Consider the following 12,691-nt stretch of genomic DNA (forward strand, 5'->3'; position numbering starts at 1 on the left):
AGCTACCCGAATTGGATAGCTTTTCATGTTTCTTTAATGGAACCTGCTAACTGCAACAATTCCTTTGCATGTTCCAATGTTAAATCTGTAATTTCCACTCCGGAAATCATTCTGGAGATTTCTTTAATCTTTTCCTCCTCTTGAAGGCGTTTAACCATTGTGCTCGTTCTGCCGCCTGAAAGTTTTTTCGAAATAAACAAATGACAATCCGCCATCGCAGCTACTTGTGGTAAGTGAGATATACACATCACCTGGGAATGAATGGCCACTTGGTAAATTTTTTCAGCGATGGCTTGTGCCACTCTACCACTTACTCCCGTATCCACCTCATCAAAAATGATGGAGGTAATTCCCTGGTGCTTGGAAAAGATCGTCTTCATGGCTAACATAATCCGGGAGAGTTCTCCACCTGAAGCCACTTTGGATAGCGGCTTTAAAGGCTCACCTGGATTGGTGGATATGTAAAACTCCACTGTATCCCAGCCATCTTTTTTAAAATGATGGAAGGAAAACGATTCATTTTCCCCACTTTTCACAAAACGAACTTCAAATTTCGTTTTATCCATGTAAAGTTGCTTTAATTGCTCATGTATACTTGCAGTTAACTTTTTCGCCCACTGCTTTCTCGTTTGCGACAGATTTCTCGCCTCTAATGATAAGTCTTTCTCAAGTGATTGTAATTTACTTTGTAAATGTTCGACATGAGAATCTTTGTTCATGATGGTTTCAATTTCTTCTTCAATCTTTGAACTGTATGCGAGAATTTCTTCCACAGAGGATCCATACTTTCTCTTTAAACCGTTAATTTCATTCAGTCTCGTCTCGATGAGATCCAAACGATTCGGTTCAAATTCAAGTTGATCTAACTCCCCTCTTACTTGTTGAGCAGCATCTTCAAGCATATAAAAAGCATTCGAAACAGATTCCAGGGTCTTATCATATTGAGAATCCACCTCTGCAGCTGTCTCGAGATGACTCATGGCAAGGCCTGTCCAGTCCAGCCCTTTTCTCTCGCCTTGAATGCTGTCATAAGAAGTCTGAAGCGCTTCAAAAAGCTTTTCAAAGTTCATAAGCTTCCGCTTCTCTTCCATAAGCTCATCATCTTCGTTTAATTGCAGATCGGCATCATGAATTTCTTTCAGCTGAAACTGAATGAGATCCAATCGATGAGCCATCTCCTGCTCGTTTTCATTAAGCCTGTTTAGTTGCTTATAAATGGAAAGGTACTCTTTGTATACTTCCCCGTAACTCGAGAGACCTGAAGCGATCTCTTTTCCGCCGAATTGATCCAATAAGGAAAGATGCAGGCTTTCATTCATCAGCTCTTGATGCTCATGCTGTCCATGAATATCAATAAGTGAAGCCCCGATTTCCCTCATGATCGCAATCGTCACGAGCTTACCGTTGATCCTGCAAACACTTTTCCCTGTACTCGAGATATCTCTTCGAAGGATGATCATGCCTTCTTCGATCTCTATCCCGAAGCTCGCCGCTTTCAGAAAGCAAGGATGCGTTTCATTATCAAGAATAAATAACCCTTCAATTTCAGCCTTCTTCTCCCCATGCCGAACGTATTCCGAAGATCCTCTTCCACCAACCAATAGGTGAATGGCATCAATGATAATCGACTTCCCAGCTCCAGTCTCCCCTGAGAGAACGGTCAGACCTTCTTCAAAAGAAAGAGAGAGGGATTCAATTATGGCGAAATTTTTGATTGATAGTTCTTGTAGCAAAACATCCACCTCAAATAAAAAGGAACTTTTCCCTCAAACAAATTAAAAGAAAAGCTTCCTATTGGATTTTGTATGAAGGGCTGCAAAAAACCAGCCCAATTAGATTAGAATCATTGATCCTACAATTTATAGCATGTCTAAAAAACGTTCTGAAACAATCTTCGTCTCTTCTTCAGTGCGGCAGATGATCAAACATGTGTCATCTCCACAAATCGTTCCCAGTATCTCTTCCCAGTCCAAGTTATCAATTAAAGCACCGATAGCATTGGCATTACCAGGTAGAGTCTTCATGACCAGCATATGCCCGGCCTGGTCCACTTTGACGAACGCATCCGTCAGGGTACGTTTAAGTTTTTGCAGAGGATTAAAGCGCTGATCAGCAGGCAAACTATATTTGTATCTCCCATCCATCAACGGCACTTTAACTAAATGCAATTCTTTAATATCCCTAGACACGGTAGCCTGGGTCACATTAAAGCCAGCATTTTTAAGACTTTCCACTAGCTCATCCTGTGTTTCCACATCTCTATTCGTAATGATTTCTCTGATCTTTATATGTCTTTGCCCTTTGTTCATCATAGAACATACACCTCTTACATTTGATTAAAACCTGTATAAATATACCTCTACGCTTATGTTAGCCTATTTTGAATGGAAGTACAATAAAAAAGAAAAGCCGCTCTTCCATGAAGAGCAGCCCATTCCTTATTGCGTATTCGCTTTTAACTGATTATGAGCTTCCTCAATAACCTCATCCGGTGTATTGCTTAAGAAAGATTCGCCACTATCTGCATCCCCGGACCATTTCAGATGGATAAGGAATTCAATATTCCCATCTCCTCCTGTAATAGGAGAATAGGACAAACCTGCAATGTGATAGCCTTCTTTAGTAGCCAGGGCCATAATCTTCTCGATGACCATTTTGTGCACGGCCGGATCCCTTACAATTCCTTTTTTCCCGACTTGATTCTTACCTGCTTCGAACTGTGGCTTAATTAAAGCGATACAGTCCCCACCAGGCACCAATAGGGTTTTAAGGACGGGTAATATGAGAGAAAGGGAAATAAAGGACACATCAATGGATGCAAAACTCGGCATTTCACCTTGTAAATCCGCCGGCGTTACGTAGCGGAAGTTGGTTCTTTCCATCACGACGACCCTATCATCCTGTCTAAGCTTCCAGGCAAGCTGATTATACCCTACATCAAGGGCATAGGACATCTTCGCCCCGTTTTGCAAAGCACAGTCGGTAAATCCTCCAGTAGACGCCCCGATATCAATCATCACTTTATCGTTGACGTCTACATCAAAGACTTGTAAAGCTTTCTCAAGCTTCAAGCCTCCCCGGCTGACATATGGGATCACTTTCCCTTTCATCGTCAGGGGAATATCTTCACTTACTTTTTCCCCAGGCTTGTCCAGTCTCACTTCATTGGAGTAAACAAGTCCTGCCATGACAGCTCGTTTTGCTTTTTCTCTTGTATCGATTAATCCTCGTTCTACCAGGAGTACATCTACGCGTTGTTTTTTTACTTTCATCATTAAGCCCTTTTTTGTTTTTTTGGTGTTATGGTTAAAATACGGTCTACGACATTATCTTTAGTCATGCCGATTTCGTTCAGCAATTCCTTCACGCTGCCGTGCTCGATGAAGTAATCAGGAATTCCTATGCGGTCAATCACGGCGTTATGGTAACCCTGCTCTTGTGCGAACTCAAGAACACCACTTCCGAACCCGCCTTGAAGAACCGCCTCTTCTATCGTTAAAATAGGCATTTCTTCTCCAAGGATACTCTTTAACATCGCTTCGTCCATTGGTTTAATGAATCTCGCATTCACGACCCGGACGGAAAGCCCTTGTTTCTCAAGCTCTGCCGCAGCTTCCATCGCCATTGGGATTGTGGTACCAAACGTCAGGATAGCAGCATCTTTCCCCTGCTTTAACACTTCCCATGTTCCGATTGGAATGTTTTTCAGCTCTGAATCCATCGGCACTCCATATCCGTTTCCACGAGGATAGCGTAACGCTATCGGACCATCATTATACTGTAGAGCCGTATTGACAAGGTGTTGACCTTCATTTTCGTCCTTCGGCATCATGATCACCATATTCGGTAAATGCCTTAAAAAGGCGATGTCAAATACACCTTGATGCGTTTCACCATCGGCACCGACTAAGCCGGCACGGTCAATCCCGATGAAGACATTTAAGTTTTGTCGACAAATGTCGTGAACCACTTGATCGTACGCTCTTTGCAGGAATGTTGAATAAATGGCCAGGAATGGCTTCATATCCTGGGTAGCAAGACCCGCTGCAACAGTTGTGGCATGCTGCTCGGCAATCCCTACATCAAACATTCGATCGGGGAATTCTTCAGCAAATCCAAGCAGTTTGGACCCTACCGGCATGGCTGGAGTGATTGCGACAATTCGTTCATCCTCACGGGCAATCTTTCTGACGGTTTCACTTACAAGCCCACTCCAGGAAGGTGGTGCATTTATAGGTTTTATCAGGTCTCCTGTGTCAATCTTGTATGGACCTGTTCCATGCCATGTGCCCTGCTTGTCTGATTCAGCAGGATGAAACCCTTTTCCTTTTTTCGTAATGACGTGTAAAAGGACAGGACCTTTTGTTTTCTTCGCATACTGGATATTTTCAGATAAATCATTATAATCATGGCCATCGATTGGACCAAGATAGGTAAATCCTAATTCTTCAAAGAACATACCTGAAACGAAAAGATACTTTAAACTATCTTTCACCCGCTCAGCCGTACTTGCTAATTTTCCACCGACAGCAGGGATTCGTTTAAGAATGTATTCCATTTCATCTTTAACCCAGTTATACTTCCCGGCAGTGCGCAGTCGGCCAAGGACACTGTGAAGGGCTCCAACGTTTGGGGCAATGGACATTTCATTATCATTTAAAACGACGATCATATCTTTCTTTTCATGACCGATGTGGTTAAGTGCCTCGAGTGCCATACCGCCAGTTAAGGCACCATCCCCGATCACAGGGATGATGAATGAATCTTCTTTTTTGACATCCCTTGCGATTGCCATACCCATGGCTGCGGATAGTGAAGTAGAGCTATGACCCGTTTCCCATACATCATGCTCGCTTTCATTGCGTTTAGGGAAACCACATAACCCTTTGTATTGTCGCAACGTATCAAATTGACAAGCACGGCCAGTCAAAATCTTATGTACATACGACTGATGACCAACATCCCAAAGGATTTTATCTTTTGGACTTGAGAAATGCTTATGAAGGGCAACTGTTAATTCAACCACCCCTAAGTTTGGACCAATATGACCGCCAGTCTTAGATAGATTCTTTATTAAGAAATGGCGTATCTCTTGACTGAGCTCTTCTAATTGTTCATTTGACATATTTTTAAGAAAAGAAGGCTCCTTTATTGATAATAAATCCATGGGGTCCACTCACTTTCATCACTAAATATTTTGTTTCGCACGCTTGTAACGTTTTTTCTTGTTTTTATCTTTTTTGTCTTTTTTATCTTTAATCACTACTATGTGAAATCGATCTTCAAAAAATTGTAGAACTTTACCAACTCTAAATATTATATCCTTAGAATAGGTGATAGCAAACGTTTTTCCAAGCGCTTTGCCTCCAACGGTCAAGGAAGCTATGATACTTGTCAATGTTACGCTTACAATATATTCTCTCAAGGAGCCGCCTTCAAGCTGAAAAGATAAAGCTAATTGTATAATGACAATCGCAGACGCAGTACCACTTATGATCCCTGAAATATCGCCGATCACGTCGTTACAGAAGCTAGCGAACCGGTCTGCGTTCCGGACGATTTTGATGGAATAACGTGCACCGTACACTTTTTTAGCCGCCATAGCATGAAATGGAGTTTCATCAGCGGCCGTTGCAGCAATCCCCAGCATATCAAAGAAGATTCCGATAAAGACGATGATTAACACAACAACCAGTCCTGTGTACCATGCGACTCCATTTAAAACCATATTGGATGTAACTGAAAAAATAGCCGCTAACACAAATGTGATAACGGCAATGCTGACACTCCATTTTATTGAGTTTTTCATTGTTTCATTCATTATCGTTTAAACACACCGTTTCTATTGTGTAAATATTATCAATACTATGTAATTGGATGGCCATATAAAGAGTAAAAATTGCAGCTTAGGTCCAGTAGGTTTTCCCAATCGGATACCGGATGTTGCCATACCGGCGGTTTCCCTTTAAACCCGACTTAGCCGCGTCACCACAAGCTAGACTGGATTACCACTTAGTCCGCACTATAATCCTCTTTATATGTCCGAATATGAACAGTCTAGGAGTTTTCCTCAACAGTCCTTAACGCAATCCTTAGCCTCTTTTGCAAAGAGGATTTCATATGGGCGAAAAAGCACATATCAATGGCCAACTGATGTGTACCTTGTAACCATAATCCCCTCTCTCTTCACTCAAGGCAGGCTACGCTGCTAGTGAATCATCACATCGCAGGTTCATACTTTGTTCTTATTGCATATGCTTATGCCAGCATAAGAAACAAAGCCTCCGCGGCTTGCGGGTCAACGCCCACATGCCATTGTGGATCGCCCTCAAGCCTTACTCCCAGATATGACCCAAGGCTGGGCGCCTCAAGCCAATTCCAGGAACTTCATCGATGTGCCCTTTAGTGGATTTTTAGGCCCACCTTCAGGATTGGTGGACTGACTAGAATACTGCACCACCCAAATTTTCATTCTAGAGATAGTATAACATATGTTAAATAATTTGCTCAAACATAGAATGGTTTTAATGATTCCGTGCAACGATTAATTGGGCAATTTCGGTAAGGAGACTGGAATCGATGGTCATTTGATCCAGTGAGGATAACGCTTCATTCAAATGGAAGTGAAGCTTTTCCTTAGCTCCTCCTATCGTCAAAAGACTTGGATATGTACTCTTATGTTTCGATTCGTCGCTCCCTACAGGCTTTCCAATAATTTCTTCGGAGCCTTCAATATCAAGAATGTCATCCTGAATTTGAAAGGCAAGGCCAATATGATAAGCAAATTGCTTTAATAATTCAAGCTGCTCTTCCGACGCATCGGAGATAATTCCGCCTGCCAATACACTAAACGTCAGTAACTTACCTGTTTTATGCTCATGAATGCTTTCGAGTCCTTTTACAGTAAGCTTCTTATTTTCCCCTTCAATATCCGCTACTTGTCCACCAACCATGCCTTCGGGTCCCGCGCACTTTGCCAAGAGACCGATGAGCCTCACCTTGTGATCACTTGTAAGGCCCTTATCCTCTGCGATCATTTGAAAACTGTAGGTCAATAAAGCGTCACCGGCTAAAATCGCCATCGCTTCACCAAACATTTTATGATTGGTCGGCTTCCCTCTTCTCAAATCATCATCATCCATGGCAGGAAGGTCGTCATGAATCAAGGAATAGGTATGAATCATTTCGAGGGCAGACGCAGTATTAATCCCGAGTAAAGGATCCTTGTTAAAGGCTTTGATCGTTGCTAAAAGGAGGATGGGGCGTATTCTCTTTCCACCAGCTTGCAACGAATAGATCATAGCCCTCTTCAAGTTTGAGGGCACAGAAAGGCCTTCTACCGTCTCGACCATTTGGTTGGTGATCATTTCTCCATGCTGTTGTTGAAATTCTTTCAGATCAACGTGAGGATTCACCCTTTATTCCTCCTCATTCAGATCGAAGGCTTTTTCCCCTTCATCCGTCATCATTTTTGTTAATTGGTTTTCTGCTTTTTGCAACGTATCATGACAGTATTTCGAAAGATCCATTCCTTTTTGATAGAACTCTAACGCCTTCTCCAAAGGAACTTCTCCCTCTTCTAATTTCTCAACAATTTCTTCCAATTGTTCCATAGCTGTTTCAAACGATAGTTCTTCTTTAGACTTTGCCATTATTTTCACGCTCCTCAACGGATTCAACTTCGCAATGTATTTTTCCATCCCTGACATTGATCTCGAGACGGTCTCCAGCTTTGACTTGCTTGGATGATTTGATCAATGTATCATCATCCTGATAAACCAGACTGTACCCCCTGTCCATAATCTTTAAAGGACTGAGGGCATGCAAGGTAGACAGGGAAGAACTGAAACGGTTGTTCTTTTCTTTCAGTACCTGCTTAAATTGCTTCTCTACCCTCGACTTCATAAATAAGACTCTCTCGCTTTGAATGGTGATGAGTTGTGAAGGATGCACACGTTGAAGTCTTGAGTGAAGCCGGGTTAATTGGTCACGGTTTTGTCTCACATGCAAGCTTATGTTTTTCTGCAGCTGGTCGGTCAAACGGTCGACGGTTTCAATTTTTTGTTGATACAGATTACGCGGGTTTCTTAAAGCGTAGGACTTAGTTAAACTATTTAAGCGGCTCCGCTCGCTTTGAAGCTTAGTCTTGAACGCTTTGATCAGTCGTAATTTACGATTCATGATTCTTTCCAGCAAATCATCAATGTGAGGAACCGCTAATTCTCCCGCAGCTGTCGGTGTAGGGGCTCTTAGATCGGCTACAAAGTCTGCGATCGTAAAGTCTGTTTCATGTCCCACAGCAGAAATGACTGGAACTTTAGACTCAACGATGGCTTTGGCCACGATTTCTTCGTTAAACGCCCATAATTCTTCAATCGAACCACCGCCACGGCCGATAATCAATATATCAATATCGCCTAGATCATTTACCTTCTTCATTGCCCCGGCAATCGATCCTGCCGCCTGCTCCCCTTGAACCAAAGCAGGGAAAATAAGGATTTCCCCTATTGGATATCGCCTTTTAATGGTTGTAATAATGTCTCTGATTGCAGCACCTGTTGGAGATGTCACAACGGCAATCCGCTTCGGAAACTTAGGAATCACACGTTTCCGGCTTTGATCGAAATAGCCTGCTTTTTCGAGCTTCTCTTTCAACTGCTCATAGGCCAAATACAGCTCACCGATTCCGTCAGGCTGCATTTCTTTTACATAGATCTGATATTGACCGCCTGATTCGTAAACGGTAATATCTCCCCGAATCAACACATTCATTCCATTTTCAGGTCTGAATTTCAGTGATTGATTGTTACTTGAAAACATGACAGACAAGATACGTGCTTTTTCGTCTTTCAAGGTAAAGTACATATGACCGCTTGAATGCCTTTTGAAATTAGAAATTTCCCCCCGTACGAATAGATTGGATAAATGGGGATCTCTATCGAATTTGCGCTTTATGTATTTTGTCAGAGCTTGTACCGTTAAATAACGTGATTGATCGAGTTCCATGCTCAAGTGACTCCTTTGTTTCTTGCAATTTGTAAAGGCTTTTATATGTAGGAATACGGAAAGGGACCAGCGATTGGCTGTCCCTTTCCGTTTTATGTTACCTATAGTGTACTATTTTTTAACCGTTTTGGCGATTAGCAAGAGCCCATTCTGCAGATTTCACTGTATTGTACAGTAACATCGTAATGGTCATAGGGCCGACCCCACCAGGAACCGGTGTGATTTTCCCTGCTTTTTCCTTCACTTCTAAGAAATTCACATCCCCACAAAGTGCACCGTTTTCATCACGATTCATTCCGACGTCAATGACTACGGCTCCCGGTTTAATATCTTCCGCTCCGATTAAATTCGCTTTCCCTACCGCAGAAACAATAATATCTGCATGCTTTGTGTAGGAAGACATATTCTTCGTTTTCGAATGGCAATACGTAACCGTCGCATTTCGATTCAAGAATAAGTGTCCCGCCGGCTTTCCGACAATATTACTTCTTCCTAAAATCACGACGTGTTTACCTTCTACTGAAATGTTTTCATATTCAAGCATCTTCATAATTCCAAGCGGCGTACAGGAATAGAAGGTATCTTGATTAGTCACCATTTTTCCTATCGACACGGGATGAAACCCGTCCACATCTTTAGATGGAGAAATCGTTTCAATCACGGTTATTGGATTAATATGCTCAGGGAGAGGCAGTTGAACCAGAATGCCATGAATATGACTCTGGTCATTTAATTCTTCAATTTTATTCAGCAGTTCATCTTGAGTCAAACTGGATTCATATTGATAAAGCTCCGAATGAATGCCAAGATTACTGCACGCTTTTCTCTTCATTTTGACATATGAATGAGAAGCATGGTTATCTCCTACCAGGATGACAGCCAAGCCGGGAATGACATCCTTTTCCTTAAGCCCCTCGATCTGACTTTTTAATTGTTCACGATAATGACCTGCAATGAGTTTGCCATCAAATATAGAAGCTGACATTCCATTTGCCCCCTACCATTGTTAAGATTGACTCACCTTTGATAGAACACCATTGATAAACTTGCTTGATTGATCATCTCCAAAGATCTTTGCAATTTCAACTGCTTCGTTAATGACTACTTTATTTGGAACATCTGTCACAAACAGGAGTTCATACACTCCTAAACGCAAAATGTTACGATCTACTTTTGCCAGGCGGTCAAATGACCATTTCTCTAGGTTTTCACGAATGTGCCCATCGATACGTTCCTGATTCTCGATAAACCCAAGAACAAGCTGTTGAAGATACGCATCCATCATCTCCTCTTCTTCCAGCACATTGGTTAACGCAACATCCGGCTCAATTCCACTCATATCTATTTGAAATAACGCTTGTAAGGCCTTTTCACGAGCAACTCTTCTCTTCATCTTATATTTACTCCTTTTAATCCATCAATTTTCATACCTTTGATAATAGCACAAACTAAGGGCAATACGCACGTCTATGTAAAAAAATCAATATTCTGAAATAAAAGCGGAGGCTGGTTAGTCAGGCCCGACAAGCATTTCTTGAGAATCCCTGAAGGCGTTCTTTGCCTTTGGGGATTCTCAAGAAATGACCTCGAGGGACTACCCGCCAGAGCTGGACAATCAGAAAAGCGGAGCCGACTGGGCTGGCCCGACAAGCATAAGATGAATGGGCCGGGAAGGCGTTCTTTGCCATCATGGACCATTTAGCTTATGACCTCGAGGGACAAGGAGGCGGAGCTGGACAAGTAGAAAAGCGGAGGCGGGTTGCGGCCCTCACATTTGAAGAATCCGGCCAAATCCCGCAATAATCCACCCTCTTTACAAAAAACACCAATTCAGACACAAACACACACAAAAAAAAGAACGGCCCCCTTAAGGACCGTCCCTCTCTTACATTTCGTCTTCAATTTCAGCTTCAAATTTCTGATTCTCAAATTGAATGCCTACGATATGAACATTTACTTCATCTGCTTCAAGAGCAGTCATGTTAAGCAGGGCTTGACGAATGTTATCCTGGATTTTTTGAGCCACTGTCGGGATGGCTACACCGAATTTCATGATGCAGTAAACATCCACGATGATTCCTTCCTCTGCAAGCTCCACTTTGACACCTTTACCGTGGTTTTTCTTTCCAAGACGCTCTACGACACCTGTTGCGAAGTTACCACGCATTTGTGATACACCTTCTACTTCTGAAGCAGCGATACCTGCAATTACTTCAATCACTTCAGGTGCGATTTCAATCTTCCCAAGGCCGTCTTTACCGTGAGACATTTGTAAAAGGTTTTGATTTTCCGCCATGTAAGGCACCTCCTGAATTCACACTAGGATTTCATTACTTCGTATTTCTCCAAGAACTTCGTATTAAATTCTCCACCAACAAAGGTTTCATGTTCTAATAGTTTCAAATGGAACGGAATGGTTGTGTGTATACCCTCAACCACAAATTCACTCAAAGCACGCTTCATTCTTGAGATCGCTTCTTCACGATTCGCTCCATAAGTGATCACTTTGGCAATCATACTATCGTAGTATGGAGGGATCATATAACCAGGATATGCGGCAGAATCGATTCTTACGCCAATGCCGCCTGGTGGAAGATACATTTCTATTCGTCCTGCTGACGGCATGAAATTCTTCTCAGGATTCTCTGCATTAATACGACATTCAATTGCCCAACCAGTGAATGTTACTTCTTCCTGTGTAAGGGAAAGCTTTTCTCCTGATGCCACGAGAATTTGTTCTTTAATCAAATCGACTCCTGTTACCTGTTCCGTTACTGGGTGCTCTACTTGAATACGGGTATTCATTTCCATAAAGTAGAAGGATTGATTAACGTAGTCATATATAAATTCTACCGTGCCGGCACCAGTATAATCAACCGCTTTGGCTGCTTTTACTGCTGCTTCCCCCATTTTAACACGAATTTCTTCTGTTAAAGCAGGAGATGGCGTTTCTTCGATCAATTTTTGAAGACGGCGCTGAATCGTACAGTCACGTTCTCCAAGATGGATCACGTTCCCAAAATTATCAGCCAGTACCTGGATTTCCACATGTCTGAAGTCCTCGATGAACTTCTCAATGTAAACACCAGGGTTACCGAATGCAGTCATGGCTTCTTGCTGAGTGATCGTCACCCCTTTAACAAGCTCTTCCCGGCTTTTCGCAACACGTATCCCTTTTCCTCCACCACCTGCAGTGGCTTTGATGATGACAGGATAACCCATGGATTCTGCAAGCTGAACCGCATCTTCTGCGTCCTTCACGATACCCTTTGAACCCGGTACAATCGGAACGCCTGCTTCTCTCATGGTTTCACGGGCCACGTCTTTCGTACCCATCTTCGAGATCGCTTCTGGTGAAGGACCTATGAAGATGATGTTGCAATCGCGGCACAGGTCTGCAAAGTCAGAGTTCTCGGCTAAAAATCCGTAACCCGGGTGAATCGCATCACAATCTGTCAGTTTTGCCACGCTAATGATGTTTGTGAAATTCAGGTAGCTGTCTTTCGATGCAGTCGGTCCGATGCAATAAGCTTCATCAGCTAATTGAACATGGAGTGCTTCTTTATCTGCTTCCGAATAAACGGCTACACTTTCGATGCCTAAATCTCGGCATGCACGAATAATACGTACCGCAATTTCTCCTCGATTGGCGATTAATACCTTTTTTATCATATCTATTTTCGCT

Annotated in this window: 12 protein-coding genes; all 12 read right to left on the reverse strand. The window is 42.5% G+C overall.

Features of this window, described 5'->3' with window-relative positions; genetic code table 11:
- Positions 1 to 23 precede the first annotated feature (23 nt).
- The gene (recN, locus tag ACXAF2_RS03550) at positions 24 to 1,733 is read right to left on the reverse strand and encodes a DNA repair protein RecN (protein WP_475137393.1); all 1,710 of its coding nucleotides are present in this window, start codon (positions 1,731 to 1,733) and stop codon (positions 24 to 26) included.
- 126 nt (positions 1,734 to 1,859) lie between these two features.
- A complete protein-coding gene (gene ahrC / locus ACXAF2_RS03555; protein WP_044340153.1) occupies positions 1,860 to 2,309 on the reverse strand; it encodes a transcriptional regulator AhrC/ArgR in 450 nt (149 codons plus the stop codon).
- A gap of 129 nt (positions 2,310 to 2,438) precedes the next feature.
- A complete protein-coding gene (locus tag ACXAF2_RS03560) occupies positions 2,439 to 3,272 on the reverse strand; it encodes a TlyA family RNA methyltransferase (RefSeq protein ID WP_475137394.1) in 834 nt (277 codons plus the stop codon).
- A gap of 2 nt (positions 3,273 to 3,274) precedes the next feature.
- Positions 3,275 to 5,167: a 1-deoxy-D-xylulose-5-phosphate synthase gene (dxs, locus tag ACXAF2_RS03565; RefSeq protein WP_475137395.1), complete on the reverse strand. Its 1,893-nt coding sequence runs from the start codon at positions 5,165 to 5,167 to the stop codon at positions 3,275 to 3,277.
- Positions 5,168 to 5,188: 21 nt separating this feature from the next.
- Positions 5,189 to 5,821 carry a hypothetical protein gene (locus tag ACXAF2_RS03570; protein WP_475137396.1) on the reverse strand — a complete coding sequence of 211 codons (633 nt, stop codon included), beginning with the start codon at positions 5,819 to 5,821 and terminating at the stop codon, positions 5,189 to 5,191.
- A 703-nt stretch (positions 5,822 to 6,524) separates the two neighbouring features.
- Entirely contained in the window at positions 6,525 to 7,397 is an 873-nt protein-coding gene (locus ACXAF2_RS03575) for a polyprenyl synthetase family protein (RefSeq protein ID WP_475139089.1), read from the reverse strand.
- A 21-nt stretch (positions 7,398 to 7,418) separates the two neighbouring features.
- Entirely contained in the window at positions 7,419 to 7,652 is a 234-nt protein-coding gene (xseB, locus tag ACXAF2_RS03580) for an exodeoxyribonuclease VII small subunit (RefSeq protein WP_475137397.1), read from the reverse strand.
- Positions 7,639 to 9,006 (reverse strand): exodeoxyribonuclease VII large subunit, encoded by a 1,368-nt coding sequence (gene xseA / locus ACXAF2_RS03585; protein ID WP_475137398.1) that lies wholly within the window; start codon positions 9,004 to 9,006, stop codon positions 7,639 to 7,641. The genes xseB and xseA overlap by 14 nt, the downstream gene beginning before the upstream one ends.
- Before the next feature lie 118 nt (positions 9,007 to 9,124).
- Positions 9,125 to 9,991 carry a bifunctional methylenetetrahydrofolate dehydrogenase/methenyltetrahydrofolate cyclohydrolase FolD gene (gene folD, locus ACXAF2_RS03590; protein ID WP_475137399.1) on the reverse strand — a complete coding sequence of 289 codons (867 nt, stop codon included), beginning with the start codon at positions 9,989 to 9,991 and terminating at the stop codon, positions 9,125 to 9,127.
- 21 nt (positions 9,992 to 10,012) lie between these two features.
- On the reverse strand, positions 10,013 to 10,399 hold the full coding sequence (nusB, locus tag ACXAF2_RS03595; RefSeq protein WP_475137400.1) for a transcription antitermination factor NusB: 387 nt from the start codon (positions 10,397 to 10,399) through the stop codon (positions 10,013 to 10,015).
- 492 nt (positions 10,400 to 10,891) lie between these two features.
- Positions 10,892 to 11,302 (reverse strand): Asp23/Gls24 family envelope stress response protein, encoded by a 411-nt coding sequence (locus ACXAF2_RS03600; RefSeq protein WP_113970461.1) that lies wholly within the window; start codon positions 11,300 to 11,302, stop codon positions 10,892 to 10,894.
- A 23-nt stretch (positions 11,303 to 11,325) separates the two neighbouring features.
- Positions 11,326 to 12,678 (reverse strand): acetyl-CoA carboxylase biotin carboxylase subunit, encoded by a 1,353-nt coding sequence (gene accC, locus ACXAF2_RS03605; RefSeq protein WP_475137401.1) that lies wholly within the window; start codon positions 12,676 to 12,678, stop codon positions 11,326 to 11,328.
- Positions 12,679 to 12,691: the final 13 nt, after the last annotated feature.

The sequence above is a fragment of the Rossellomorea sp. ABR4_004 genome (assembly GCF_056159585.1).

Coding starts and splice junctions, on each gene's coding strand:
- ACXAF2_RS03600 (WP_113970461.1), bottom strand. CDS start 11,302: ATGGCGGAAAATCAAAACCTTTTACAAATGTCTCACGGTAAAGACGGC.
- xseB (WP_475137397.1), bottom strand. CDS start 7,652: ATGGCAAAGTCTAAAGAAGAACTATCGTTTGAAACAGCTATGGAACAA.
- accC (WP_475137401.1), bottom strand. CDS start 12,678: ATGATAAAAAAGGTATTAATCGCCAATCGAGGAGAAATTGCGGTACGT.
- nusB (WP_475137400.1), bottom strand. CDS start 10,399: ATGAAGAGAAGAGTTGCTCGTGAAAAGGCCTTACAAGCGTTATTTCAA.
- ACXAF2_RS03570 (WP_475137396.1), bottom strand. CDS start 5,821: ATGAATGAAACAATGAAAAACTCAATAAAATGGAGTGTCAGCATTGCC.
- ACXAF2_RS03560 (WP_475137394.1), bottom strand. CDS start 3,272: ATGAAAGTAAAAAAACAACGCGTAGATGTACTCCTGGTAGAACGAGGA.
- xseA (WP_475137398.1), bottom strand. CDS start 9,006: ATGGAACTCGATCAATCACGTTATTTAACGGTACAAGCTCTGACAAAA.
- ahrC (WP_044340153.1), bottom strand. CDS start 2,309: ATGAACAAAGGGCAAAGACATATAAAGATCAGAGAAATCATTACGAAT.
- dxs (WP_475137395.1), bottom strand. CDS start 5,167: ATGGATTTATTATCAATAAAGGAGCCTTCTTTTCTTAAAAATATGTCA.
- folD (WP_475137399.1), bottom strand. CDS start 9,991: ATGTCAGCTTCTATATTTGATGGCAAACTCATTGCAGGTCATTATCGT.